The sequence below is a fragment of the Sorangium sp. So ce406 genome, from assembly GCF_051474675.1.
In the GTDB taxonomy this organism is placed as follows: Bacteria; Myxococcota_A; Polyangia; order Polyangiales; family Polyangiaceae; genus Sorangium; species Sorangium cellulosum_G.
Window position 1 is genome coordinate 4,874,679 of sequence record NZ_CP150340.1, and the last position, 25,367, is coordinate 4,900,045.

Annotated in this window: 19 protein-coding genes; 10 read left to right on the forward strand and 9 right to left on the reverse strand. The window is 73.1% G+C overall.

Features of this window, described 5'->3' with window-relative positions:
* Positions 1–274 precede the first annotated feature (274 nt).
* Positions 275–1,354 carry an Rpn family recombination-promoting nuclease/putative transposase gene (locus WME96_RS17805; RefSeq protein ID WP_437291311.1) on the reverse strand — a complete coding sequence of 360 codons (1,080 nt, stop codon included), beginning with the start codon at positions 1,352–1,354 and terminating at the stop codon, positions 275–277.
* A 385-nt stretch (positions 1,355–1,739) separates the two neighbouring features.
* Positions 1,740–2,183 (reverse strand): CBS domain-containing protein, encoded by a 444-nt coding sequence (locus WME96_RS17810; RefSeq protein ID WP_437291312.1) that lies wholly within the window; start codon positions 2,181–2,183, stop codon positions 1,740–1,742.
* Positions 2,184–2,854: 671 nt separating this feature from the next.
* Here WME96_RS17810 and WME96_RS17815 point away from each other — a divergent pair.
* The 4 genes from WME96_RS17815 to WME96_RS17830 all read left to right on the forward strand — a co-directional run bounded on the left by WME96_RS17815 (position 2,855) and on the right by WME96_RS17830 (position 10,327).
* Entirely contained in the window at positions 2,855–3,709 is an 855-nt protein-coding gene (locus WME96_RS17815) for a hypothetical protein (protein ID WP_437291313.1), read from the forward strand.
* 1 nt (position 3,710) lies between these two features.
* The gene (locus tag WME96_RS17820) at positions 3,711–8,003 is read left to right on the forward strand and encodes a serine/threonine-protein kinase (RefSeq protein WP_437291314.1); all 4,293 of its coding nucleotides are present in this window, start codon (positions 3,711–3,713) and stop codon (positions 8,001–8,003) included.
* 323 nt (positions 8,004–8,326) lie between these two features.
* The gene (locus WME96_RS17825) at positions 8,327–9,271 is read left to right on the forward strand and encodes a lipase family alpha/beta hydrolase (protein WP_437291315.1); all 945 of its coding nucleotides are present in this window, start codon (positions 8,327–8,329) and stop codon (positions 9,269–9,271) included.
* A 51-nt stretch (positions 9,272–9,322) separates the two neighbouring features.
* Complete coding sequence (locus WME96_RS17830) at positions 9,323–10,327, forward strand: lipase secretion chaperone (protein ID WP_437291316.1); 1,005 nt, start codon at positions 9,323–9,325, stop codon at positions 10,325–10,327.
* 12 nt (positions 10,328–10,339) lie between these two features.
* Here the strand turns inward: WME96_RS17830 and WME96_RS17835 are convergent, their stop codons facing one another.
* The gene (locus WME96_RS17835; protein ID WP_437291317.1) at positions 10,340–10,990 is read right to left on the reverse strand and encodes a hypothetical protein; all 651 of its coding nucleotides are present in this window, start codon (positions 10,988–10,990) and stop codon (positions 10,340–10,342) included.
* Between the two features lie 443 nt (positions 10,991–11,433).
* Here WME96_RS17835 and WME96_RS17840 point away from each other — a divergent pair, with 443 nt between their 5' ends.
* The 3 genes from WME96_RS17840 (at position 11,434) to WME96_RS17850 (ending at position 15,324) form a co-directional block, all read left to right on the forward strand.
* Positions 11,434–12,981 carry a DUF1592 domain-containing protein gene (locus WME96_RS17840; protein WP_437291318.1) on the forward strand — a complete coding sequence of 516 codons (1,548 nt, stop codon included), beginning with the start codon at positions 11,434–11,436 and terminating at the stop codon, positions 12,979–12,981.
* A gap of 61 nt (positions 12,982–13,042) precedes the next feature.
* Complete coding sequence (locus WME96_RS17845; protein WP_437291319.1) at positions 13,043–14,608, forward strand: DUF1552 domain-containing protein; 1,566 nt, start codon at positions 13,043–13,045, stop codon at positions 14,606–14,608.
* Between the two features lie 206 nt (positions 14,609–14,814).
* On the forward strand, positions 14,815–15,324 hold the full coding sequence (locus WME96_RS17850; protein ID WP_437291320.1) for an SPW repeat domain-containing protein: 510 nt from the start codon (positions 14,815–14,817) through the stop codon (positions 15,322–15,324).
* Positions 15,325–15,348: 24 nt separating this feature from the next.
* Here the strand turns inward: WME96_RS17850 and WME96_RS17855 are convergent, their stop codons facing one another.
* Positions 15,349–16,902, reverse strand: a complete 1,554-nt coding sequence (locus WME96_RS17855) for a GMC family oxidoreductase (protein ID WP_437291321.1) — start codon at positions 16,900–16,902, stop codon at positions 15,349–15,351.
* 160 nt (positions 16,903–17,062) lie between these two features.
* Between WME96_RS17855 and WME96_RS17860 the strand changes: the two genes are divergently transcribed.
* The 3 genes from WME96_RS17860 (at position 17,063) to WME96_RS17870 (ending at position 20,242) form a co-directional block, all read left to right on the forward strand.
* Positions 17,063–17,407: a molybdopterin oxidoreductase gene (locus WME96_RS17860; RefSeq protein ID WP_437291322.1), complete on the forward strand. Its 345-nt coding sequence runs from the start codon at positions 17,063–17,065 to the stop codon at positions 17,405–17,407.
* Between the two features lie 228 nt (positions 17,408–17,635).
* Positions 17,636–19,507, forward strand: coding sequence for a serine/threonine protein kinase (locus WME96_RS17865; RefSeq protein WP_437291323.1), 1,872 nt, complete (start codon positions 17,636–17,638; stop codon positions 19,505–19,507).
* Positions 19,508–19,678: 171 nt separating this feature from the next.
* Complete coding sequence (locus tag WME96_RS17870) at positions 19,679–20,242, forward strand: hypothetical protein (protein ID WP_437291324.1); 564 nt, start codon at positions 19,679–19,681, stop codon at positions 20,240–20,242.
* A gap of 36 nt (positions 20,243–20,278) precedes the next feature.
* On the opposite strand, the gene WME96_RS17875 is transcribed toward WME96_RS17870, so the two are convergent.
* The 5 genes from WME96_RS17875 to WME96_RS17895 all read right to left on the reverse strand — a co-directional run bounded on the left by WME96_RS17875 (position 20,279) and on the right by WME96_RS17895 (position 25,270).
* On the reverse strand, positions 20,279–20,665 hold the full coding sequence (locus WME96_RS17875) for an AgmX/PglI C-terminal domain-containing protein (protein WP_437291325.1): 387 nt from the start codon (positions 20,663–20,665) through the stop codon (positions 20,279–20,281).
* A gap of 51 nt (positions 20,666–20,716) precedes the next feature.
* Positions 20,717–21,283, reverse strand: coding sequence for an OmpA family protein (locus tag WME96_RS17880; RefSeq protein ID WP_437291326.1), 567 nt, complete (start codon positions 21,281–21,283; stop codon positions 20,717–20,719).
* A gap of 733 nt (positions 21,284–22,016) precedes the next feature.
* Entirely contained in the window at positions 22,017–22,400 is a 384-nt protein-coding gene (locus WME96_RS17885; RefSeq protein WP_437291327.1) for a hypothetical protein, read from the reverse strand.
* An 82-nt stretch (positions 22,401–22,482) separates the two neighbouring features.
* Entirely contained in the window at positions 22,483–24,180 is a 1,698-nt protein-coding gene (locus WME96_RS17890) for an amidohydrolase (RefSeq protein ID WP_437291328.1), read from the reverse strand.
* 73 nt (positions 24,181–24,253) lie between these two features.
* Positions 24,254–25,270 (reverse strand): hypothetical protein, encoded by a 1,017-nt coding sequence (locus tag WME96_RS17895; protein WP_437291329.1) that lies wholly within the window; start codon positions 25,268–25,270, stop codon positions 24,254–24,256.
* Positions 25,271–25,367: the final 97 nt, after the last annotated feature.

Sequence of the window (25,367 nt, forward strand, 5' to 3'; positions counted from 1 at the left end):
ACTACGTGTGTCCAGGTGTTTACAGGAGGGCCTCCGAAGTGACACTACGTGTGTCCAGGCGTTTACAGGAGGGCCTCCGAAGTGACACTACGTGTGCCCGTTGGCTCACAGGAAAACCCTCGGTGGGCTTCAGCGGTTCGCCACGCGCGCCGTCCCGCGGGGGCGCGCGCGTCCCTTTCGTGCCTCCAGGGCGATCGGCCGGCGCGGTGGCTCGTGTTTGGCCTCGCCCGTGCCGCCACGGGTGGTCCCTGCGCCGGCGTGGCGCCGTCCCGCGTCAGGTACGCCGGGCGCGCTTGCGCGCCGGGGGGCGACGCGCCGGGGACACGCGCGGGCCGCCGTCACCGAGCACCTCTTGCGGCGTCGGCGCCGTGAGCACCCGCGTGGTGCACGTGACGAGGGTCGCCTCGTCCGCGGCGAGGATGCGGGCGCTCACCTCGGCCGGCACCGAGCCGAACCGGGCCGTGAGCACCTCCAGCAACGTCTGCGCACGCCCCTGTACCCGCCCCTGTACCCGCCCCTGCGCTCGCCCCTGCGCTCGCCCCCTACGCTCGATCTCGTCCAGCTCCGTCACGATGGCCTCCTGGGCCTGTGGGCCCACCGCCTTCTCCAGGATCCCGCCGATCTTCTGCACGCTCAAGCGCTCGTGCGTGGCCAGAAGATAGCGCAGGAGCGCCTCCAGCGCAGCGAGGCCGCTCGGCGCCCGCAGCACCTCGTCCAGCGCCGCCGCCACGTGGCCGATCTCCCGCTCCAGCCGCGCGTCGTCGCCGGACACGGACAGGCACCACAGCACCACCTTGCCCAGCGCCGTCAGCGCCCCCTCCACCACGTCGCCGGCCCGCCCGGCGCTGACGTCCACGAGGAGCAGCTCGAAGCAGGGAATGTGCGGCAGGAGAGCCGCCCGCTCCGGTCCCCTGGCCGCGACGATGTCCTGGAAGGCCCTGGCCGCCGTCCACCCCGTATCGCTGTGGTGGATCAGCACCGGCATGATCGGCGGCAGCTCCGTCAGCCTCGGCCGATCGCGGGTGATCCGCTCCCACAGGCGCATCATGTAGAGGCCCATGCGGAAGACCATCAGCGCCTCGACGTCGCGCTGGTGCTCGACGATCACATAGAAGTAGATGCGCCCCGCGCCCATGCGGGCCGAGAGCACCAGGTCGCTGTGGCGGCTGCGCAGCGCGCGGTCCACGAAGCTGCCCTTCTCGATGCACAGCGTGCTCCAGCGCACGGCCGCGACCACCGGCTGCGGCAGCGCGGCCTTGAGCAGGCCAAGGGCGTGCTCGCGCTGAGAGAACGTCCACTGGAACAGCGCATCATGGGGAGAGGTCAACGCACGCTTGCGCGGCGACTTCGGCATGAAGCAACCCTCGATGACCGAGGCGCGAAAGGCAAGTCTGCGACAGGAAATACGATGCGCACACGAGCGGTTGAGCCGTTCAGAGTGGCATTACGCGATATCCGACGATCTCGTTTCGCAATCCGGTATCGCCGCGCTCATCGCGCGGATTCGGTCGCTCATCTCTCGCCATTACGAACAAGCCTTTCGCGGCGTCACACAAAGCGACCGCTGCCGCAGATCGTCCCGCGGTGAGCCACGGCGACCTCCGGCCGAACCTCACGCCACGTCCTCGCGCCCGACCCCACGCGCGACGGCGCCCCCTCCCATCACCTCATCGGCGCATCGGGATCGCTGGCGCGGCGAGCTCTGCTCTCGGCGAGCCCCGCTCTCGGTGCCCCTCTCCTCAGGCCGGGTCGGGCGGGATCGGCAGCACGCGCTCGACGAGGTAGCGCAGGATGTCCTGGGGCGTGATGATCCCGACGAGACGTCCGTTGCGCACGACCGGCAGATGGTGAATCTGGTTCTCGCGCAGCAACGTCATCACGTCGTCGGTGGGCATGAACTCGTCCACGGAGATGGGCGGGGTGCTCATCACGTCCGCGGCCGTCATGCCCTCGTACTCCGCGCGCAGGAGCGCGCCCAGGAGATCCGTCTCGCTCACGAACCCGACGACGCGGTGGCCCTCGTCGATGACCGGCGCGCCGCTCAGGTTCTCGTTGGCGAAGAGCTGCAACATGTCGGTGACCGGCGTGCCCTGCTCCAGCGCGATCACGCGCTCGGTCATCAGATTGCGCGCATGCCCCTTCATGGTCTGCGCCATGTAATGATCGCGCCGCAGCGGCGTCAAGGGTGCACCGACGCGGCGCCCCGAGCAGTCCGTCCGTCAGCACGCACAGCGCGCGTTGGCCCTACATGAAGATACGCAGGCGACCGTCGGGACCTGCCGGACGCATGACGCCGCCCGCCGCACAGACCCGCTCGCGGCGCCTCAGGGCTTCGCGGAGCAGACGGACTCGTCGTCTTCCTCCTGTACCTCCCGGCATCTCTTTCTCCCACGGCACCGGCCCCGGCAGCCGACAGGAAGGCGGGGAGAACGACGGCGCCGTCGACCGCTCCGGCAACTCCCGCGTGACGCGCGCGCCCCCGGGGAAACCTCCCCGAAGGAAGGTGCGTATCCGCGTCAGGACTTCACCTCACCCACATCGATTCTCCGTCCCCGGTGCGGGCGTCGTCGGCCATGGCGCCGTGGACAGAGCGGGTGTGGCGCAATGACAGAGCGATCGCCTCTCGACACAAAAAAAGAACCCGTTGCGTGCGCGTCGGTCTTTGCCAGTCGGGCTATCAGTGACATCTTACCATTTGTCGCTGTAGCGAAGATGGCCTGCACCGCCGCGCCGGCCCGCAGACATCTTCGCGGACCGTGCAGTTGAACCAACATGTACGCACCGGCCGTCGAGGCGCGCCCCCATGGCGCGCGCCTCGACGCCGGTCGTTTCGGACGCTCATGGGTCAACGCCCATGGGCCTCCAGGGGGGCACGTCGTTCATGGAGCATTCGCCGAAGCTCGCCGCATTCGTCCTGGCCGTCACCGCGCTCTCCGCGAGCGCGTGCGTGGCCTCGCTCGACCCGGAAGCCCCGGCAGAGCACGCGGAGGACACCGCGTCGCAGGCCGTCCGGACGCACAACGCGCTGACGTCGAACGCGCTGACGTCGAACGCGCTGACGGCCGACGTCATGACGTCGAGCGCGCTGACGTCGAGCGCGCTCACCGCCGAGGCGCTCTCGGCGAGCGCGCTCACCGTCGAGGCGCTCCGCGACCCGGCGGCGCGCACCCTGCTGAAGTACATCGCGAGCTGCGCGCTGCCCGCAGGCGAGCGCCTCACCGTCGCGGTCGACGGCGTCAGGCTCTCGTTCCCGGGAGAGCTCGGCCTCGCGCCGGCCTGGGGACAGGAGGGCGGCTCGTGCGACGGCGCGTGCCGGAGCTGGGTCAGCGGCTGCGTCCTCGCCCGCGTCAACTACCTGGGCCAGAAGGTGAACATCTCCGTGCGCGGAGACCGCGACGAGCTCGAGGCCGACAAGGCCGAGCGCGCCGCGTTCCCCACGCGAGAGGCGACATACTACGGCGACATCTTCGCGGAGCAGCCCGTCTACCAGGCCTGCCTCCCGCCCGGGGCCTCCGCCATCCCCCGCGTCTGCGGGCCCTCGCTCGAGGCGTGCGCCATCGAGATCGCCGGCCCGTGCGACGCGCTGTGCGATGAGCCGACCGACGACGGCAGCTTCCCGAACTGCCGCGGCGCGGTCCGCCGCCCCTCGGGCAAGCTCGCCGCCGGGAAAACGCCGCACGCCGGCTCGGTCACCGTCTTCCTGCGCTGACGTGGGCTACGCGGAGGTCATCGCGGGGCGCTTCGTCGTCGAAGGAGAGGCCGCCTCCGGAGGGATGGGCACCGTCTACAGGGCGCACGACCGCGTCGGCGGCGCGGCGGTCGCCCTCAAGATCGTCCGCCTGAGGAGCGCGATCCAGATCGAGCGGTTCGAGCGGGAGGCCGCGCTCCTCGCCGCGCTCGTCCACCCCGGGATCGTGCGCTACGTCGCGCACGGGAGCACGCCGGCAGGCGACCGCTACCTCGCCATGGAGTGGCTCGACGGCGAGGACCTCGCCGCCCGCCTCGCGCGCCGCTTCCTGCCCGCGAGCGAGGGGCTCTCGCTCGTGCGCCGCGCCGCCGACGCCCTCGCGTTCGCGCACGCGCGCGGCATCGTCCACCGCGACATCAAGCCGGGCAACCTGTTCCTCCCCGGCGGGGACGCCGCGCGGGTCAAGCTCGTCGACTTCGGCATCGCGCGGCCCAGCGCCGAGGCGGGGCGCGTCACCGTCACCGGGGGCGTCCTCGGCACCCCCGGGTACATGGCCCCGGAGCAGATCGAGGCCAGGACCGCGCCCGATCCGCGCAGCGACGTGTTCTCCCTCGGGTGCGTCCTGTTCGAGTGCCTCACCGGCCGCCCCGCCTTCGCGGGCGCGAGCCCGATGGCCGCGCTCAGCGACCTGCTCCTCAAGGAGCCGCCCCGCCTCCGCGACCTGCGCGCGGACGCGCCCGCGCCGCTCGATCAGCTCGTCGCGCGCATGCTGTCCAGGGCGCCCGGCGAGCGACCGCGCGACGCCGCCGAGGTCGCGGCCGAGCTCGACCGGATCGCGGCGCTGGACGGCGCGTGGACCGCGCCCCCGGACGCGCCGACGCTCTCCGGGAGCGTGCCCCCGGACGCGCCAGCCCTCCCGGACGGCGCGGGCGCGCCGGCGCGCGGCGTCGCCTCCGGCTCCGGCGAGCGCGTCGCCCTCACCCTGGGCGAGCAGCGCCTCGTGAGCCTGATCTTCCTCGGCGAGGCCGACCACGGCGCGGCCCAGGCGCCGCGGTCGGCCGCGCGGTCCGCCCTGCAGGCAGCGGGCCTCCCGGGGGACCCGTCGCGCGAGCCGCCGCCCAGCGCGCCCGGATCACGGCCGCCCGCGTCGAGCGCGCGCGCCGCGGAGATCCGCGCGCTGGTCGAGCTCCACGGCGGCCGGCTCACGCAGCTCGCGCCGGGCGCGCAGCTCGTCATGATGTCCGGCCCCGGCAGCGCCGTGGACCGCGCCGAGCGCGCCGCCCAGTGCGCGCTGGCCCTCCGCGCCGAGCTGCCGGGCGCGGCGCTCTGCGTGATCACCGGGCGGGGCGTCCTCTCGGCGGGGCTCGTCGAGGGCGACGTCATCGATCGCGGCGTCGCCGAGCTCCGCGCCGCGCGGGGCGCGCGCGAGGCGCGCGCCGTCCGCCTCGACCGCGCGACCGCCGACATGCTCGGGCCGCGCTTCGTCATCGCGCGCGCCGAGCGCGACGCACGCACCGCGCGCGGCGACGGCGATGACGGCGACGACCTCCGCGCGCCCGACGAGGCGCTCGTCCTGTCCGGCGAGCGCGCCGTCGACGAGGTCGCCCCCGCGCTGCTCGGGAAGCGCACGCCGTGCGTCGGCCGCGCCCGCGAGCTCTCGATGCTCCACGGCGTGCTCTCCGGCTGCATCTCCGAGTCGCTCGCGAGCGCGGTGCTCGTCCTCGGGCCGCCCGGCGCCGGCAAATCCCGGCTCCGCCTGGAGCTGTTCGCGGCGCTGCGGCGGCAGGACCAGCCGATCGAGATCCTCTGGGGCCGCGCCGACTCGGGCTCGGCGGGCTCGCCGTTCGGCATGATCGCCGACGTCCTCTGCCGGGCCGCCGGCCTGCGCGAGCGCGACCCGACGCGCGCGCGGCACCGCAAGCTGAAGCAGCGGCTCGGGCGCCACCTCGGCGGCCCGGAGCTCGAGCGCGCGGCCGCGTTCCTCGGCGAGGTCGCCCGCGCGCCGTCGCCCGAGCACGCGCGCCTCCTGCGGGCGGCGCGCCAGAGCGCCGCCGGCATGAGCGACGGCGTGCGCGCCGCGTGGGAGGACTGGCTCGCGGCCGAGTGCGCGGCGCGCCCGGTGCTCGTCGCGCTCGAGGACCTGCACTGGGGCGACGCCGCCACCGTGCGCCTGCTCGACGCGACCCTGCGGAACCTCCGCGAGCTGCCGCTCATGCTGCTCGCGCTCGCGCGCCCCGACGTCCACCGGCAGTTCCCGAGCCTGTGGGCCGAGCGCGAGGTGCAGACGATCAAGCTCGGCCCGCTGCCGCGCCGCGCGGGCGCGGAGCTCGTGCGCGCCGCCCTCGGCGCGGCGGTGCCGGAGGGCGTGGCGGCGCACCTCGTCGAGCGCGCCGGCGGCAACCCGTTCTATCTCGAGGAGCTCATCCGGGCGGTCGCGAGCGGCAACGGGGAGGTCCTGCCCGACTCGGTGCTCGGCACGGTCGAGGCGCGGCTCGACGCCGAGGGCAACGAGGGCAAGCGCGTGCTCCGGGCGGCCAGCATCTTCGGCGATCGCTTCTCGAAGCGCGGCGTCGCGGCGCTGCTCGGCGGCGAGGAGCGCCTCAACGACGTCGAGGCGTGGCTCTCGGCGCTCGCGGAGCGCGAGCTCGTCGCGCCGGTCGGCCTGCCCGCCGGCCTCGGCGACGCCGCCGACTACGTCTTCCGCCACGCGCTCGTCCGCGAGGCCGCCTACGCCATGCTGACCGAGCGCGATCGCGCCCTCGGCCACCGCCTCGCGGCCGCGTGGCTCGAGCGGAGCGCGTCGGCCGACCCGCGGGTCGTGGCCGAGCACTTCCGGCGCGGCGGCGAGCCCGATCGCGCGGTGCGCTGGTACCGGCGCGCCGCCGAGCAGTCGCTCGAGGCGAACGACCTGCGCGCCGCGATCGAGCGCGCCGCGTGCGGCGAGGCGTGCGGCGCGGCGGGCGAGGACCTCGGCGCGCTCCGGCTGGTCGCGGCCGAGGCCAACATCTGGGAGGGCGACCTCGCCGCCGCCGAGGGGCTCGGCGCGTCGGCGGCCGAGCTGCTCCCGGCCGGCTCGCCCGGGTGGTTCCGGGCGATCACCCAGGTCGCCGCCGCCGCCGGGAAGCTCGGCGCGGTGGACCGCGTGGCGCGGTGGGCCGCCGTCGCCGAGGGCCTTTCCGCGGCGCGCCACGGGGGCGCGGCGCCGCCGCCCGAAAGCGGCGTCGCGCAGCCCTCCAGCGCATCGGCGACGCCGCCGTCGTCCAGCAGGGCCGGGGCGACGCCCTCCAGCGCATCGGCGACGCCGCCGTCCAGCGGGGCCGGCCTGCGCCGCGCCCGGATCGCGTGCCTCTGCGAGTGCGGCGCGCAGCTCGTGTTCGGCGGCCGCTACGCCGAGGCCGACGCGCTGCTCGCGCGCGTCGACGAGGACCTCCGCGCGCCCCCGCCGCCGGACGCCGAGCTCGTCGCCATGGCGCAGCAGCTCCGCGCGATCCGCGCCTCGGCCGGCGGTGACCCGGAGGCGTGCCTCGAGGGGCTGGAGGCGGCGCTCGCGGCCTTCGAGCAGGCCGGGGACCGGCGCAGCGCGTGCGTGATCGGCGCGAACCTCGGCTTCATCTACGCCGAGCTCGGCGAGCTCGGGGCGGCCGAGTCCGTGCTGCGCGCCGCCCTCGAGGCCGCCGACCGGCTGGGGCTGCGCGAGCTCGCGACCGTGGCGATGCACAACCTCGGCCACGTGCTCGGGCAGCTCGGCAAGCTCGACGAGGCGCAGCTCGTCGAGCGGCGCGCGGTGGAGGCGTTCCAGCAGCGGGGCGACCTCCGCATGGAGGGCGTGGCGCGGACCTACCTCGCGAAGATCGCGCTGCTCTCGGGCGACGCCGCGACCGCCGAGCGGGAGGCGCTCGCGGCCGAGGCGGCGCTGCACGTGGCCCCGCGGCTGCGCGCGCCCGCCGTGGCGGTGCGCGCGCGCGCGCTGCTCGCGGCGGGCGACGTCGCGGCGGCGCTCGGCGCCGCGCGGGCGGCGTTCGGCGAGCTCGCCGCGCTCGGGTCCCTCGAGGAAGGCGAGTCGCTCGTGCGGCTCGCGTACGCCGAGGCGCTCGCGGCGTCCGGCGCCCACCGCGAGGCGGCGGCGGTGTTCGCGGAGGCGAGGGAGAGCCTGCTCGCGCGCGCCGACCGGATCGCCGACCCCCGGCGGCGCGAGCGGTTCCTGACCGCGGTGCCGGAGAACGCGCGCGTCGTCCGGGGCGGCGCCGCGGCGACGGACGACGGCGCCACGCAGGCGGGCGAGGGGAGCCCTCCGCGCGCAGCACGGGCGTCCTAGCCCCCGGGAGCCCGCCGCCGCGCTGATGGTCTGTCGCCTCGCCTGGACCGGCGCGACACGTGAGAGGGAGGACACGTGTCTGCCGATTGTCCAGGATGGACGAGTTGCTTGTCGCGCTGAGAGCCTGTGAGTTCTGCTTGATTCGAATTAAAAAAATACTCTATCAGAGGTGACAGGTGATCAGACGAGCTCATTCCAGCAACTCAAGCGCTGTACTACCTCCCACCGTCACAACCGCTCGAAATCGAGAGAGAGTCGAGAGAAAACGAGGGACCGGGCGTCGATTGCGGATTGACGCATTGCGCTGTGCGGCAGGAGCGCTCGTGGCGCTGCTCTCGCAAGGATGCATTGCGTCGACGGATGAGCCGGTGGCGGCGGAGGGCGCCGAGATCGGCGAGGGCGCGCTGGCGTTGGAGAGCTACGCGCAGACGCGGTATCCGATCGTGCTCTGTCACGGAATGGCGGGCTTCAAGGCCATGTTCGGTGTGGTCGACTACTTCGGCGGGGTCGCGTCGACGCTGCGCTCCGGCGGAGCGGAGGTGTACGCCACGGCGGTGCCCCAGTTCGACAGCACCGAGGCGCGGGGGGAGGCGCTGCTCGCGCAGGTCGAGGACATCGTGGCGCGCACCGGGAGCGGGAAGGTCAACCTGATCGGGCACAGCCATGGAGGGCTCGACGTCCGGTATGTCGCCGCGGTGCGGCCCGATCTCGTCGCGTCGGTCACCACCATCGGCTCGCCGCACCAGGGGGCCGAGCTCGCCAGCTATCTCCAGGAGAACCTTCGGGACGGCGGGGTCGCGCAGGGGGCCCTCTCGTTCCTCGCCAACAGCCTCGGCGCGGTGCTCAGCCTGCTCAGCGGGCGCTCGACGCCTCAGGACTCGATCGCCGCCGTGAGGTCGCTCTCCGCCGAGGGGATGCGCGCGTTCAACGCGCGTTATCCGGCCGGGCTGCCCGCCAGCCGCTGCGGGCAGGGCGCCGGGGAGGAGAACGGCGTGCGCTTCTTCTCGTGGTCGGGGACAGGGATCCTCACCAGCATCGTCGATCCGACCGACCTGACGCTCGGCCTCATCTCGAAGCTGTATTCGGAGTCGAACGACGGGATGGTGGGCAGGTGCAGCTCCCACTTCGGAGAGGTGATTCGCGACGATTACGGGATGAACCACCTCGACGAGGTCAATCAGCTCTTCGGATTCATCAACCTGTCTGGCCCGAACCCGAAGTCCGTGTTCCGGTCGCACGCGAGCCGGCTCAAGAACGCCGGCCTCTGAGCCGCGGAGGGCGTCATGGAGCGGCGTGGGAAGAGGAGACTCGCCGCGGCGATGGCGTTCGCCGCGCTGATCGGCGCGGGGTGGCTCGCCGCGGGCGAGCGGCAGCGGCCGACGCCCGCCGCCCGGTCGAGCGGGGCGGCGGCGTCCTCCCGGCGGAAGGGCGTGGTGCCGGCGCTGTCGGTGTCGCCGGCCCCCGCGCGCGTCCGGCGGGCGCTGGCGGTGTCGCGCGCGCCTGCGGCGCCGGAGGCGGCGCCCGCGCCGCCCTCGCTCCGCGGCGCGGACGTCGACGGCGCGGTGATCGTCGACGCGCACGGCGACCTCGTCATCGGCCCCGAGATCCTCGCGCTGTTCGACCACTTCCTCAGCGCCACCGGCGAGGAACCGGCGGCGGTGATCAGGGCCCGCATCGTCGCGGCGATCCGGGAGCGGGCCGGGGGGCGGGCGGCGGACCAGGCGATCGCGCTGCTCGATCGGTACCTCGACTACCGCGAGGCGGCCAGCGCGGAGCTCGTCGCGCCGGAGGCCGATCCGGCGGCGCGGCTCGCCGCGCTGCGCGAGATCCGGCGCGCGCACTTCGGCGAGGAGGCCGCGACGCAGCTCTTCGGCGACGAGGAGCGGGAGGGGGAGGCGGCGATCGCGCAGGCCCGCATCCTCGCGGACGCGACCCTCTCGCCCGACGAGCGCGACGCGCGGATCGCGGAGGTCGAGGCGACGCTCCCCGAGGACGTCCGCGAGGCGCGGGAGGCGGCGGTGCGCCCGCTCGCGCAGCAGGCCGAGGAGCAGGCGCTCCGGGAGGCGGGCGCCTCCGACGAGGAGCTCCACGCGCACCGGGTCGCGACCGTGGGCGCCGAGGCGGCGGACCGGCTCGCGGCGCTCGACCGGCAGCGGGCGGCGTGGCAGCAGCGCGTCGACGCCTTCGCCGGCGCGCGCGCCTCGATCGAGGCGACCGTGGCCGATCCGGAGGCGCGGCGCGAGGCCGAGGAGGCGCTGCTCGCGGGCGCGTTCACGCCCGAGGAGCGGCTGCGGGTGCGGGCTATCCTGGATCTACCGCCGTGACGAGGGGCGCGGCTACATCGCGCCGTGGATCGAGAGCCCGACTCCGTCGGGCCTGACGAGCGGGGCTGCGCCTATCTGGAGCACGCGGCCGTGCTGCATCGGCACGCGCACCCGCGCGGGCATGGCGACGCCGCCGAGCAGCATTCCGAGGCCGACGGCCTGCCCGACGCCGAGGACGGAGAGGCCGATCGCGCCGGCCGCAGAGGGATTCGCGGTGCCGAGGTGGATCCAGGGACCGGCGAGGGGGATCATCAGCGAGGCGGGGCTGTGCGCGCGCTGATCGCGGCGCGGGGCGAGGAAGCACGCGTGCTTGGTGCACTGCGCCGCCATCCGGGCGTGCGGCTGCTCCAGGGAGAGGCCGGCGGCGGCGATCGCGGACGCGGTCCAGAAGCCGCCCAGGGTCGACGCGCCTGCGACGATCCAGCGCCGCTTCTGGGGATTCGCGGCGTACCTGGCGGGCGCGGACGACTGCGCGGCCCGCTGCGGCCCGAGGCTGCCTTGCGTCGACGCCTGAGGCGAGATGGCCTGTCGTGTCGCGCCGGCCGCGGAGGCGCTGGAGATGCCGAGACAGAGGCCGATCCCGAGGAGCCCGGCGAGCCCCTGGACGACGCCTCTCCCCCTTGTTGACCTACGGCCGTTTCTCCCCGTCTTCGAATTCCGCATGATCCCCTCCCGGTGCCACAACGCGCACCTGCGCGGGAGAGAGCAAGCTCCGGGCCCCACTGGGGATGACCGGAGCGAAGATCGGAGCGAGAGCCATGGATCCGGTCGATAGAAGCATGGAGAGCGCGGAGGCCCAGAGAGAGGGAGCAGAAGCTCCCCGTGAAGCTTCCGAGATCCTCGGTGACTCGGTGATCTCGGGTCGCGTGTTCTCCGGCGCCCTTGACGTCGTTCACGTCTTGCCGGTTCAACGCCTCCTCCGTCGCGCACCGCCCTCGCCATGGTCCGGTTCCCGTCCCGGTGGAACGGGACTCCCCGTGGGGAAACCCGAGCCGCGCTGGAGGGGGCGAGGTGCTTGACTTTCGAGAAGACCTATGGAGTTTCTCTCCCGGATGCACGCGATCCATCGACTCGTGACACGGTGGCCACGCGCGCTCCGTTGTCTCATGAGCATCTCGTGCGCTGGCCTCCTCGGGTGCGACGACGCGCGAGAGCCAGCGCCGGTCGCCGCCGCGCCGGGCGGGATGCCGCTGCACCACATGACCGCGGCGGAGTACAACACCACCGTCGCCCACCTCCTCGGGACGAGCCTGCGGCCGGCGGACGGCTTCCCGGCCTCGGGCGCGAAGGGCTTCGACGCGAACGCGAGCGCGCTCGCGAGCCTGCCGCCGGTGCTGTTCCAGGGGTACTACGACGCCGCGAGGAAGCTCGCCGCCGACGCGTTCTCGAGCGAGGCGCAGCGCGCGAAGATCCTCGTGTGCGACCCGGCGCAGGCCGCGGACGCCGGGTGCGCGCGCGACATCATCGAGCGCTTCGGGCTGCGCGCCTTCCGGCGCCCGCTCGAGGCGGCGGAGGTCGAGCGCTACGTGGCGCAGTACACCCACGCGCGCGCCGCCCTCGAGATGCCCCCCGTCGAGGCGGTGCAGCACGTCGTCCGCACCCTGCTGACGTCGCCGCATTTCCTCCTCAGGATCGAGCTCGGCCCCGACTCGGCGCGCGCGCCGGGCGCCCTCAACGGCTTCGAGATCGCGTCGCGCCTCTCGTACCTGCTCTGGAGCTCGCTCCCGGACGAGGCGCTCTTCGACGCGGCGGGGCGCGACGAGCTGGCCACGGAAGGCGAGCTCCTCCGACAGGTCGATCGCATGCTGGCCGACCCGAAGAGCGCCGCGTTCTTCCAGAACTTCTTCGGGCAGTGGCTCGGGACCCGCACGCTCCCCAGCCACACCGTCGATGCCACGCTGTTCCCCCTGTGGAATCAGGAGCTCAAGGGCGCCATGATCGACCAGGCCAACGCGTTCTTCGCCGAGGTCACGACCGGCGAGCGCACCTGGGCCGAGCTCCTCACGGCGCCCCACCCGGACAGCCCGCTGATCGCCCCGCTCCTCGCGAACGATCCCGAGGGCGTGCGGCGCGGGTTCCTCACGCTCCCCGCGTTCCTCACGCTGTCGTCGCACGCGGATCGGACCTCGCCCACGTCCCGCGCCAAGACGATCCTGGCGCAGCTCTTCTGCGTGCCCATGGCGCCGCCCGCCAACATGGATATCCCGGAGCTGGGCGCCGCGGGCGGGGACTCGGTCCCCATCGACAACGTCCGGAAGAAGCTCGAGAAGCACCGCGAGTCCCCCGACTGCGCGAGCTGCCATGATCTGCTCGACCCGATCGGGCTGAGCCTCGAGAACTTCGACGCGATCGGCGCCTACCGCGCCGAGTACCCGAACGGCGACCCGATCGACGCGACCGGCGTGTACGACGGCGCGGCGTTCGAGGATGTCACCGGCCTCGTGCCGGCGCTCCAGGAAGCCGCCCGGACCGGGACATGCCCCACAGAGCAGCTCTTCGCCTACGCCCTGCGCCGGAGCCCGACGCGCGAGGACAGGCCCGAGATCGCGGAGATCACCGCGCGCTGGGGCGCCGGCACGGTCGCCGCGCTGGTGAAGCAGGTGGTGACGAGCGAGGCGTTCCGGCTCCGCCACGCGAAGGGGAGGGCCCAGTGACGCGGCGACGGCTGTCCGCGTCGTCTCCGCGCCGCGCCGGGCGCGAAGGAGCGATGTGCACATGAAGCGGCGACTGTCGCGCCGGGCCTTGCTGCGGGGCGCGGGCGTCTGCCTGGCGCTGCCGTGGCTCGAGAGCCTCGAGCCGCGCGGGGCGCGCGCGGGGGAGGCCGGCACCCCGAAGCGATTCCTGCTCTGCACCTTCCCGAACGGGGCGCCCCATCACTGGTGGGAGACGGCGCCGGCGTTCGGCAAGACGCTGGAGGGCGCCGACTTCAAGCTGCCGAGGGTGCTCGAGCACTTCGCGCCGGTGAAGTCGAAGATGCTCATGATCAGCCGCCTCGGCAACTACACGTGGAGCAAGGAGCTCAGGCCCTACATCGAGCCTTCCCACTCGCGCCTCACGGCCGCGCTGTCGACCTGCGTGGACGCCGACGAGCTCGGGCGGGAGCTCGGCCAGGACCTCGGCGAGTGGGTGGGCAACGGCGTCTCGGTCGACCAGATCATCGCGCAGAAGGCGGGCCCGCTGCAGGCGACCCGCGTCCCGTCGCTGCAGACGGGGCTCGGCGTCAAGCCCGGCTTCTTCGACGAGCGCAGCTACGCCTACAACCAGGCGATCTCCTGGAAGAGCCCGCGCGAGCCGCTGAAGCGCTCGGTGAACCCGAAGGCGGTGTTCGACGCGCTGGTCAACGCGGGCGCGGCGTACGCGGAGCCCGCGGCCGGGCAGACCGCCGCGCAGGCCAGGATCGAGGCCGCGCGCCGCGCGGCGACCGAGAAGAGCGTGATCGACGCCGTGCTCGCGGACGCGAGCTCGCTGATGAACCGGGTCGGCGCGGAAGATCGCCAGATCGTCCAGCAGTACCTCGACGCGCTGCGGGAGACCGAGAAGAACGTGACCCGCGTCCAGGCGACGATGACCGGCTGCACCCCCGTCCGCGAGCCCGGGGTCGTCCCCGAGCCGCCGGGCCCGGAGGAGGGGCTGAACGAGAACGACAGCACCGAGGCCGGCGAGTACAGGCACGACGACCACGCCAACGTGATGATCGATCTGATCGTCATGGCCATTCAATGCGACGTGACCCGCGTCGTCACCCACATGCTCGACGACTCGCGGTCCGAGTTCGAGTACCGGTGCATCCCGGAGGACGTCCGCGCGAAGGTGGGACTCGAGTACAGGGCAGAGAGCAGCCTGCACTTCCACGCTTCCCAGCACCTCGCGGGCAACCTCGACCGCGCGACCGAGGACGGCAGATACAGGATCATCGAGGAGAGCAACCTCGATTTCGCGGCGATCAACTGCTGGCTCGGCCAGAAAACAGCGCAGCTCGCGCAGCGGCTCGACGCGATCCGCGAGGGCGACGGGACGGTGCTCGACCACTCCGTCATGGTGTACATGAGCGAGATGCGCACGCACGATCACGACGCGTACGACCTGCCCATCGTCCTCCTGGGCGGCGACGGCGTCTTCCTGAACGACGCGCACGTCGCCTACGACCCTGTCGGGAGCGACCGCCAGCTCCGCGATCTCTGGTTCACGATCATGAACCAGTACTACGGCCTCGGCGTCGCCTCGTTCGGCGACGATCGGCGCGGGGAGCCGAACGCGCTCCTCGAGGAGATCCTCCGGTAGCGGGCCTCGATCAGGCGAGAGCCGGTTCGCGGCTACCGTCGGTGGCCCGCCCAGCTCGCGGGAAGATCAGCAGTGGACGAGTCAGGTCTGGTGTCCCTGCATGATCGTGAAAGACGCAAGGCGAGCGAGCGCGGCCGCGATCGGGTGTTCCACGGCGTCCGGTCGCCGGTCCACGGATTGCTAGGGCGCGAGGCGGGAGGTTTCTCATGACGCAATCCGCCATCTATCCGAGCACCGAAGATCTGCTGTCCCCCGAGGTCACCCGCCCCGGCGCCGCCGCCGCGCCGGCCGTCCAGAAGAACGCGGCGATCCCGTCGAAGCTGCTCTTCGGCGTCCTGCCCATCCGGCGCGTCGTCCCCCAGGACGTCCACTCCGTCCTCGACTACTCGAACGGCCTCATGGTCGCCATGGCCGGGCTCGCCTCCCACCGCCGTGAGGCAAAGATCGCCGGTGCGATCCTGGGCGCCTCGGTCATCTCCGTGTCGTTGCTCACCGACTACCGGCTCAGCCTGGCGAAGCTGATCCCGATCGAGGTGCATGAAGTGCTGGATTATGCGTGGGGCGCGTCGGTGATCGCGGCGCCGTTCGTGCTCGGGTACACGAAGCGCGCGCCGCTCGCGGCGATGCTCCAGATTGCCACAGGGGCCGCCAACATCGTGGGATCGATGTTCACCGACTACCGCGCGGCGCGGGGGAGCATGCAGTCCGCCACGTAGGCGGCGTGGACCAACAGGCAGGCTCTACGCCGCGCCCTCGCGGAGCCACTCGCCGAACCGCTCGCCGATCATCAGCGCGGTCAGGTTCGTGTTCACGCTCGGGATGGTCGGCATGATGCTCGCGTCCGCGACGATCAGCCCCTCGACGCCGCGGACGCGCCCGCGCCCGTCGACCGCCGCCGCCGGGTCCCCCTCGGGCCCCATCGGGGCCGTCCCGCACGGGTGGTAGCCGGAGCCGCAGCTCCTCGTGATCCACCGCTCCAGCGCCTCGCGCCGCATCAGCGTGCGCTCCGTGGGCCAGAGGAACCAGCCGAGCTCGCGCATCGGCGCGGTGCGGGCGACCTCGTACGCGAGCTGCATCGCGTCGACCGCGCGCGCGAGGTCGTCGCGGTCGACGAGCATGTTCGAGACGATGCGGGGCCGCGCGTGCGGGTCCGCGCTGAGGTGCTCGATGCGGCCGACGCCGCGCGGCTTGCCGATGCAGCACGCGATGGCGAACGCCGGGATCGTGAGGCGCGGGTGCAGCGGGAAGAACGAGCCCGGCTGGAGCTGCATGTCGTTCGGGTATGCGCTGCCGCGCGACGTGTAGCGGAGCACCGTCTGGACGAGCGGCTGGCGCAGGACGTCGATCAGCCCGCGGCGGCGCGGCCACAGGCCGATGGCCGCCCCCGGGTGGTCGAGCAGCCGCGCCCCCACGGCCGGCACGTCGGACACGAGCGGCACGCCGAGGCGCGCGAGCTCTGCGCGCGGCCCGATCCCGCTGCGCAGCAGGATCCCCGGCGTCGCGATCGCGCCCGCGCTCAGCACCACCTTGCGCGTCGCGACCACCTCGACGCGCCCGTCCGTCTCGATCTCGACCCCCTCGACGCGGCGGTTGCGCACGAGCACCCGCCGCACCGTCGTGCGCGGCCGGAGCCGCAGGTTCTCCCGCCGGCGGACCTCGGCGGTCAGGTAGCAGCGCGCCGCGCTCATGCGCTGGCCGTCGATCTTGTTCATCGCGTGCGGCCCGACGCCCGCGGGCGCGCGCGGATCGTTCGTGTCCGCGCACGCGGGGTGGCCGAGCGCCCTGCACCCGTCCACGAACGCAGCCTGCCAGGGCACGAGCTCCTCGCGCCGGGCCCGGCGGATGGGCACCGGGCCGCCCTTGCCGTGCCAGGGCTCGCCGAAGTCGCGGTCGTCCTCGAGGCGCTTGAAGTAGGGCAGGCAGGCGTCGAAGCCCCACTCGGGCAGGCCGAGCGCGGCCCACTCGTCGTAATCGTACGGCTGGCCGCGGATCGCGATGCACGTGTTCACGGCCGACGAGCCGCCGACCACCTTGCCGCGCGGGAAGAGGAACATGATCTGCCCCGGGGTCGGCCGGTGGCGGTAGCCCCAGTCGTGCGCAAGCCACGAGTTGCGGGTGCCGTCCCGCAGGTCGGCGGGCAGGCGCTCGGGGTCCGGGTAGTCCGGGCCGGCCTCGAGCAGCAGGACCTCGCGATCCGCGCGCTCGGTGACGCGCGCGGCGATCACGGCCCCGGCCGAGCCGGCCCCGACCACGACGAGCTCTGCAGCGCTGTCCGGGCGGGACGAGGACGACAACGACGATCGCAACACCTTGGAAACACGACCTACACGGGATCGCGTCGTCCGGCAACGTGCCCTCGAAACGGTGCGCGCCGTATCACTCCCGTGCCGTCGCAGAGCGCCGCGCGCGGCGCGCTCGGTGCGCGCCCGTCCGGCGATCGGCCGGGAGGTCCCATTGGAAACACCGAGGTTCATACAGGGGGTCTACGCGTTCGAGGGGCAGGGCCTCGAACGACCGGTCCCCCTCCGACCCGCGATCGGATACACGGTCCCGCGGGACAAGCGCGCGCAGCTCATCTACCTGCGGGCGGGCAACTCCAGCGCCGAGCTCATCTACCTGCTCCTCACGCGCGACGGCCACCCGATGCGTTATTTCCCCCTCGGCGCGAAGGCGGCGATCCACGTGCCGCTCGTCATCGTCGAGGACATCCACCCGGAGAGCGTGCTGGAGCTCTCCGTCGGCGCGCCCGAAGGGGTGCGCGGGCTCGCGACCCTCGACATCGGCCTGGCGGAGATCTGAGCCATGAGCTCAACGTGGAGACGGGAGAGGCCCTGAGCGGCGGGCAGCGTCTCGAGACCCATCCTGTCCGGCTCAGCGCAGCGAACCGGATCCTGGTCGAGATCGCGAGGGACGGGGGCTGAGCGCTCCCGGCACGCCGGGGGCTCCGTGGCGCCCCCTGGCGCGCGCGTCCGGGGGTACGCTACCGGGGCGCGATGCGCGGCATCGCCCGAAGGGTCCCCTCTCGCCATGTTCCACACCACGACAGCCGCACCGCTCGCTCCCGGCACGGTCCTCGGGGGCGACTTCCGCATCGTCCGGCCCCTGAGCCAGGGGGGCATGGGCGCCGTGCTCGTCGCCGAGCAGATCTCCACGGGCAAGCCGCGCGCGGTGAAGCTCATGCACGCGCAGCTCGCGCAGGACCCGCACTTCCGCGAGCGCTTCGAGCGGGAGGCGAGGGTGGGGGCGCGCATCGAGAGCGACCACGTGGTCGAGGTGGTCGCCGCCGGCGTCGATCCGGCGACGCAGACGCCCTGGCTGGCCATGGAGCTGCTCGACGGCTCTGACCTCGCGGCGGTGGTGGCGCAGCGCGGCCCGCTGCCGCCCGACGAGGTGCGCGAGCTGATGGGGCAGCTCTGCCACGCGCTCGGGGCGGCCCACCGCGCGGGTGTCGTGCACCGCGACATCAAGCCCGAGAACGTCTTCATCGCGCGGCCGCGGCAGCAGAACGTCCGCTTCAAGGTGAAGGTGCTCGACTTCGGCGTCGCGAAGGTCGTGGCCGAGACGCGGGCCACCTCGTCGATGACCGCGTCGGTCGGGACGCCGCTCTGGATGGCCCCCGAGCAGACCGAGCTCGCCGCGCAGGTCACCCCCGCGTCGGACGTCTGGGCGCTCGGGCTGCTCGCCTTCTACCTGCTCACCGGGCGCCTCTACTGGGTCGAGCCGGTCCGCGGGCCGAGCGCCTCGGTCATGTCGCTGATGCGCGAGGTGCTGTTCAACCCGCTGGAGCCTCCGTCCGCCCGCGCCGCGCACCTCGGCTGCCCCCACGTCATCCCCGCCGGCTTCGACGCCTGGTTCGCCCGGTGCGTCGCCCGCGACGCCCGCGCGCGCTTCCCCGACGCGGCGCAGGCGATGGCGGCGCTCGACCCCGTGCTCGCCGCGGCCTCGCACGGGCCCGCCGGCTCGCACCGGCCCCCGGCGCCGCCGCCCGGCCAGCTCACGCCGGCTCCGCCGGCTTATCCGTTGCCGACCTACGCGCCGATCGCCCGCACCGAGGTCGGCGGCATGGCCGGCGGCACCTCCGCGCTCGTCCCGGTCCCGGCGCGTCGCGGCGCGCCCGTGGGCCTCGTGCTCGCGATCGTCGTCGGCGGGCTGCTCGCCGTCGCCGCCGTCGTGATCGCCGGTCTCGTGATCTTCCAGCGCATGAGCGCGGCCGAGGGCACCGTCACAGCGCCGCTCGTGCCGTCGTACGGGAGCGCCGGCGCGGCCACCGGCAACGCGCCGACGCCGCCCCTCGGGCCATCCGGCGCCGCGGCGAGCAGCGCCCCCGACCTGGCCGGCACGTACGACATCACGTCGTCGCGAAATCCGGGCGGGCAGGGCAGCTACGCGGGCAACGTCCTCCTGTCGAGGAGCGGGGACACGTACCGCATCGCGTGGATCATCACGAAGGGCGCCGGCTACGAGGGCATCGCGTTCGTGCAGGGGCAGACGGTCGCCGTGGGCTGGGCGAGCGGCGGCCCGTACGGCGCGGCCGCCTACCGCATCGACGGCGACCGCCTGCGCGGGCAGTGGATCTCGACGGATCGGCCCGGCCAGATCGAGGTCGAGACGCTGCAGGGGCCCGAGGGCCTGACCGGCAGCTATCGTATCGTGGAGGGCCCCCGGAAAGGGACGGTCGTCATCGCGCCGACGGGCGACACGTACGCGGTGACCTGGACGCTGAGCACCGGCACGCTGAAGGGGGTGGGCCTCCGCTCGGGCGACCAGCTCGTCGTGGGCTGGTCGCCGGGCCAGCCGGTCGGCGTGGTGAGCTATGCAATCGAGGGCAGGCAGCTCGCGGGGCGGTGGGCCACCCTGGGCAGCACGCAGGCGGGGACCGAGGCGCTGCTGCGGCGGTGATCCCGAGAGTCGTTGGCGCGCAACAGCGTGACACGCATGTCAGGGCTCGCTCCGGCGCGCATGGTGCAAGACCCCTGGAGAGCCGCTCTCTTCCATCCGCGCAGATGGCCTGCCCATTGCTACGCCTGCGCGTCGATGCACGGCGCTTCCGCCGGAGAGAGGATGGCCCCCATGATTCGATCCCTTTCTTGCTTCGTTCGACTCGGACCCTGCTCGCGCAATGCCTTCGCGCTCGTCGCCGTGCTGGCCACGAGCGCCGCCGCGTACGGCTGCGTCACGCTGGGTTGCTCGGAGGCAGACTGCAACGACAACTTCTCCATCATCACCACGACGGCGGATAGGACCTGGGCAGCGGGAGAGTACGCCCTGGAGATCTCGGTGGACGGAGACGAGGTGTCGTGCTCCTACACCTGGACGAACCCGCCCGAGCCCGGCGGAAGCGGCGTGTTCGTCCAGTGCAGCGAGGCGGTCGCTGTTTCGGTGAATGCGGCGATGCGATGCACGGTGACGACGAACGGCGGCGCCATCTCGCAGTCCTGCACCCCGAGCCCCGGCCACTCCGTCCAGGGGATCACGGTTCGCGGCACGCCGGCGCGCGTCGACGTCGTGGTGCGGCGGGACGGCGATGTCATCGGAGAGCGGAGCTTCACCCCCAGGTACCAGGTCTCGTACCCGAACGGCGAAGCGTGCGGGCCTGAGTGCCGGGGGGACGCGCAGGAGTGGGAGCTCCCGTAGCCGCGTCCTCCGGCGACTGGCCGCTCGACGTCTCGGCTACGCCTTCGGGGCCCGGGGAGTGAACTCCCAGACGAACTTCCCCTTGCCCTTGTTCTCATCCGCCGGCGTCAGGACGAGCCCGTCGATCGACTCCACGACGCACTTCGACACCTCCTTCGAGGCGGTGGTGCCCTCCTCGTCGACGACGATGTCCGTGAGGCGGCCGCTGTCCTCGAGCACGAGGAAGGTGATGGTGACCTTGCCCTCGGCGCCGGGATTCCGGGCGAGCTCCGCGTCGTAGCACGCCCGGATCTGCTCCTCCCGCGTCGCGAGCAGCGCGGCCGTGTCGTCCCGGTACATCTCCGGGCTCCGCAGGGCGAAGGAGCACCCCGCGGACGCGCTCGACGAGGCCACCAGGACAATTCCGAAGAGCCATTGCTTCATGCGCGCCTCCTTGCCGGGAGCAGCATTCGTGGTTCGATCCAGGACCAGCATCTACTGCTCTCCCCCCGCGGCCTTCGCGGCGTCCTGCTCGACGATGTTGAACTCGACCCTGCGGTTCTTCTCACGCCCCTCTTCCGACTCGTTGTCCGCGATGGGCTTGGTCTCGCCGTAGCCCTTGGCGGTGAGCATGCCCTGAGGGATCCCGTGCTGGACGAGGTACTCCATCACGGCCTTGGCGCGGCGATCCGAGAGCTTCAGGTTGTGCTCATCCGCTCCATCGGAGCTCGCGTGCCCCTCGATGGCGATCTTCTTGATATGCGGGTGCTTCTTGATCGTGTCGACGACCTCGTTGAGCAGGCTGTGCGACTCCGTCCGGATCGCCGCCTTGTCGTGCTCGAAGAGGATCTTCTCGTTGATGACGATCTGTTTTTCCGTGACCTCCACGCGCTTCTTCTCGGGCGGAGGCGGCGGGGGCGGCGCGGGCGGCTGGCCCACGATCGTGAACGCCCGTCCCCCTTCGAACGCGGTGACGCCGCCGCAGGCCGCCGCGCCGAGGCTCACGCCCACGAGCAAGGCGAGGGCGAGTCGAGGCGAGAGGCCCGTGGGTCGCCGCGACACGCGATGGGCGTCGGGCCAGGAGCGAGGGCCGGGACGGCGCCTCGCGCTTCGGTTATCGAAGAGTTCGTTCATGGTCGAGACTCCATGGGCCTCTGTCACGGGCCCAGGTCGCTGGGTGGCGCGCTCAGCGCGAGCACGACGGATACCCGGATACGGGTGCGGTCGGCTCGCAGGCGAGCTCCATGCCGCGCACCCTAGCCCAGATCGGGCGCGGCGAGCTAGCCCGGATTTTCATCAGAATGGCCCCACTCCAGCGCGCTCGCGACACCCGCGCTGACCTCCGTCCCGGGGGGTGAGGTGCTTCGCTCCAGATCGCGTTCCCCTGATCGGCGCCAGGCCGGCGCCACGTCGGCCGAGCTCCTCGTGCAAAAATCTAGCCTGGCAGCGGAAGTGCCGCAGAATGCAACATGCTGCACACTGCGGCACGACGGCGCCGTTCACGGCGCGTCCTCGATCGCGCCGCCACACCGCAGCGGATAACGAGCAGGGGCGCGGGCGGCTCGGCGGTGGACTCCTCGCGTCGTGGACGGCTCCAGGCTCGTCCAACTCGACCTCCTCAATCCGATTCGAGCGGCCCGCGGGCGCCGCTCCCGGGACGGACGACTGCTGCTCACGGCTGCGGCGCTGAACCGCGGGTATCGCGCGGCGCCCGGCGCCAGCGCGATACCCGAGCTGCCTTGAACGCGTGGGCGAGAGGCGAAGCCCGCGCCGATCGATCACGCCTGAACACCGCTCACCGCGCGCCGAGCCTCACGTCCAGGTCCGGGTATTTTCGGGCCATGTACTCCAGGGCCAGCCACGTGTGACAGTGCCGGACGTCGGGCTGGCGCGCCGTGGGGCAGTTGCAGCCAAGGAAGACGTCGCCTCGCCGGGCCTCCTCCGCCAGGGCGTCGAAGCGCCCCGGTTGCTCCGCAAACCGCTCGTCGAGCACCGCGATGTACGCGGCGCGAAACCGCTTGAAGCCCGCTGGCGAGGGGTCGGACAGGAACTCTTCGACGATCTCCGGGGTGGGCCTCAGGACGTGCTGCGTGTGCTTGCGCGTGTCGTACCGCTTGCCCTCTGGCAATGGATCGCCCTCCGGACGGTGCCCGCGGACGATCTGGTAGCGTGCCAGCATGCTCTCATTCCTCCTTGTGTTTGCGTGGCCGTGACCTCTCCTGGCGGTCCGGACGAAGCGCCGCCCGCAGCACGAACGCCGCTCACCGCGGCGCCGGCGCGCGCGCCACGCGGCCGCCGACGACCACCATCTCGATCGGCGTGTCGACGAGCGAGCGATCGGGCGAGAGGTCGCGGCCGAGGACCGTCAGATCGGCCACGTAGCCAGGCGCGATCCGGCCCCGCTGGCCCTCGGCCCAGGCCGCGTACGCCGGCGCCGCGGTGAAGGCCAGGAGCGCCTCGTCGAGGTCGAGCCGCTCTTCAGGCATCCACCCGCCCGGGGGCTCGCCCGAGAGGTCCTGCCGGGTCACGGCCGCGTGGATGCCGAGCAGCGGCGAGGCCTCCTCCACCGGGAAATCCGAGCCGAACACGAGGCGCGCGCCCGACGCGCGCAGCGACCGCCAGGCGTACGCGCCCCTCAGGCGACGGGCGCCGAGCCGCGCGGGCGCCCACGCCATGTCGCTCGTCGCGTGCGTCGGCTGCATCGAGGCGATCGCGCCGAGCGCCGAGAAGCGCGGCAGATCGTCCGGCGAGAGGATCTGCGCGTGCTCCACCCGGAACCGCAGCGCCGCCGCCCGCCCCGGGCCGAGCGCCTCGAACGCGTCGAGCACCGCGCGGTTGGCGCGGTCGCCGATCGCGTGCACCGCGAGCTGGAAGCCCGCGTCGGCGACGAGCCGCGCCGCGCGCGCGAGCGCCTCGCGATCCATCAGCAGCAGCCCGCTCGTCGAGGGATCGTCCGCGTACGGCTCGAGGAGCGCCGCGCCGCGCGAGCCGAGCGCGCCGTCGGCGAAGAGCTTGACCCCGCGCAGCACGAACATCGCCGTGCCCGTCGCGTCCACGTCGGGCGCGCGCCCCTTCAGCCCCTCGAGCCGCCCTTCGCCCGCGAGGTACGCGTGGACGCGGATCGGCAGCCGCCCGGCGGCGGCGAGCGCGCGGTAGACGGCGACGGTCTCGTCGTCGATGCCCATCTCGTGCACGCCCGTGAGCCCGACCGAGAGCGCCTCCTCGGCCGCGCGCAGGATGCGCCGCTCGCGCACGGCGGGCGGGTCGGCCGGGATCCTCGCCTCGACGAGGCCCATCGCGTTGTCGATGAAGACGCCCGTCGGCTCGCCCGCCGCGTCGCGCAGGACGCGGCCGCCCGGCGGATCCTGCGTGCCCTTGCCGACCCCGGCCGCGCGCATCGCCGCCGCGTTCGCCCAGAGCGCGTGCCCATCGACGCGGCGGAGCGCCACCGGGTGCTCCGGCGCCGCTGCATCGAGCGGGGCGTGCGTGGGGAACGCGGCGCCCGGCCAGAGGTTCTGGTCCCAGCCGCGCCCGGTGATCCACTCGCCCCTCGGGCGGGCCCTGGCCGCCTCGGCCACGAGCGCCGCCGCCGCCCCGGCGCTCCTGGTGCCGCGCACGCTCAGCGTCTCCAGCGCGACGCCGAGCCCGTAGAGATGGGCATGCCCGTCGACGAGCCCGGGCACGATCGCGCGCCCCGGCAGCTCCACGACGCGCGTCCCCGGCCCGACGAAGGCCCTCGTGTCGGCCGCGCTGCCCACGAAGACGATCCGCTCGCCGCGCACGGCGACCGCCTCGGCGCGCGGCTTCCCGGGGTCCATCGTCCGGACGACGCCGGCCGTGATCACGAGATCTGCGGGGGTCGAGTGTGTCGCCGTCGCGGCGGGCGGGCCCGGGGAAGCACAGCCGAGGGCGAGGCTGCCGACGAGGCTCAGGAGCGTCGCTCGGAGCACGTTCGACATGAGCGCCACCCTAGCACCCGCGCGGGGCGCGCAACGGCGGCCAGGGGCGCCGGCGTCGCCCCATGCGAACGAGCTATTTCAGGTAAGCGCCGCAGCGCCCGTCGCCGTTCTCGACGTCCTTCGCCGTCGCCTTTCCGGGAGGGAACGCCCCGCGATCGCAGAGCGCCGCCAGGATATCGAGGAGCTCCTGCGCCATCTCCTTGCCTGTGCTCCCACGGACCTGACGGCCCATGGGCGAGCCGGGCTGACCGTTCAGGATCTTGTGCCAGTCCTCGTACGCCTTCTGCCGCGCGTGCGAGCCCAGCGAGTAGGCGCCGTCGTCGAACAGCATCTTCGTCCCGTCGTCGCCGTGGCACGAGGAGCACCGCTCCTTGATGAGGGCCTTGCCGCGAGCGGCGTCGCCGCCCGACAGGAGCGCGTAATGCCCCTGGGCCGGCGGCTTGATCGCGAAGATCTGGTCGGGGTGCGGGAGCGCGCCGTCGCGGACGCCGATCACGAACGCGGCCACGGCCTCGATCTGCGGGGGCGTGAGCACGTCGCCGTACGCGGGGATCTCGCGATCTCCCTTCGTGAACAGGGCGACGAGCTCCTCCTGTGTCTCGCGTCCCCCGAGGAGGTTCCGCGAGACGGCGTATCCCTTCGCCATGGCGCTCGGACCATAGATGCCCTCGCGTCCCTTGAGGTCCCAGCCGAAGAAGTTCTTGAGCCGGTAGTCATGGCCGGCGTCGTTGTTCATCACCTCTCCGGATCCGAGCTTCAGCGTCCCGTTGCCCGAGGGACCGCCTTGACCATCCAGGACCCCTTGGGTCTTCGAGCTGTCGGGGACGAAGGCCGAGAACGGCGGCTTTTTCCCGTAGAACTTGTCGAAGAGCCGGCCGCCGAGCGCCGTGTCGACAGCGGGCGACGCCGGCGCGGCCGGCGTGGGGGCAGGGGCGGGCGCGGGAGCTGCGGAATCGGCGGGCGGCTGGGTCGGCTCCTGTGCCGGCGCGGCGGGGCCGCAGGCGGCTGCGCAGGTGATGAGCGCTGGAAGCGAGGCAGAGAGGGTGGCGCGACCCACAGCGAGCGCGAGGGAGCGGGCACGGACGAGCAAGACAGACTCCTGGTGAGGGGGATTCACGCGGCCACTCTATTCACCTCCGGCCCGGCTCCGCAACGATGACGGGAGCGCCGCGCCCCTCACTCGCGCG

Excerpts from the sequence above, each read along its gene's own strand:
- WME96_RS17805 (WP_437291311.1), bottom strand. The coding sequence starts at position 1,354 with ATGCCGAAGTCGCCGCGCAAGCGTGCGTTGACCTCTCCCCATGATGCG.
- WME96_RS17815 (WP_437291313.1), top strand. The coding sequence starts at position 2,855 with ATGGGCCTCCAGGGGGGCACGTCGTTCATGGAGCATTCGCCGAAGCTC.
- WME96_RS17830 (WP_437291316.1), top strand. The coding sequence starts at position 9,323 with ATGGCGTTCGCCGCGCTGATCGGCGCGGGGTGGCTCGCCGCGGGCGAG.
- WME96_RS17835 (WP_437291317.1), bottom strand. The coding sequence starts at position 10,990 with ATGCGGAATTCGAAGACGGGGAGAAACGGCCGTAGGTCAACAAGGGGG.
- WME96_RS17840 (WP_437291318.1), top strand. The coding sequence starts at position 11,434 with ATGAGCATCTCGTGCGCTGGCCTCCTCGGGTGCGACGACGCGCGAGAG.
- WME96_RS17845 (WP_437291319.1), top strand. The coding sequence starts at position 13,043 with ATGAAGCGGCGACTGTCGCGCCGGGCCTTGCTGCGGGGCGCGGGCGTC.
- WME96_RS17850 (WP_437291320.1), top strand. The coding sequence starts at position 14,815 with ATGACGCAATCCGCCATCTATCCGAGCACCGAAGATCTGCTGTCCCCC.
- WME96_RS17865 (WP_437291323.1), top strand. The coding sequence starts at position 17,636 with ATGTTCCACACCACGACAGCCGCACCGCTCGCTCCCGGCACGGTCCTC.
- WME96_RS17870 (WP_437291324.1), top strand. The coding sequence starts at position 19,679 with ATGATTCGATCCCTTTCTTGCTTCGTTCGACTCGGACCCTGCTCGCGC.
- WME96_RS17875 (WP_437291325.1), bottom strand. The coding sequence starts at position 20,665 with ATGAAGCAATGGCTCTTCGGAATTGTCCTGGTGGCCTCGTCGAGCGCG.
- WME96_RS17885 (WP_437291327.1), bottom strand. The coding sequence starts at position 22,400 with ATGCTGGCACGCTACCAGATCGTCCGCGGGCACCGTCCGGAGGGCGAT.
- WME96_RS17890 (WP_437291328.1), bottom strand. The coding sequence starts at position 24,180 with ATGTCGAACGTGCTCCGAGCGACGCTCCTGAGCCTCGTCGGCAGCCTC.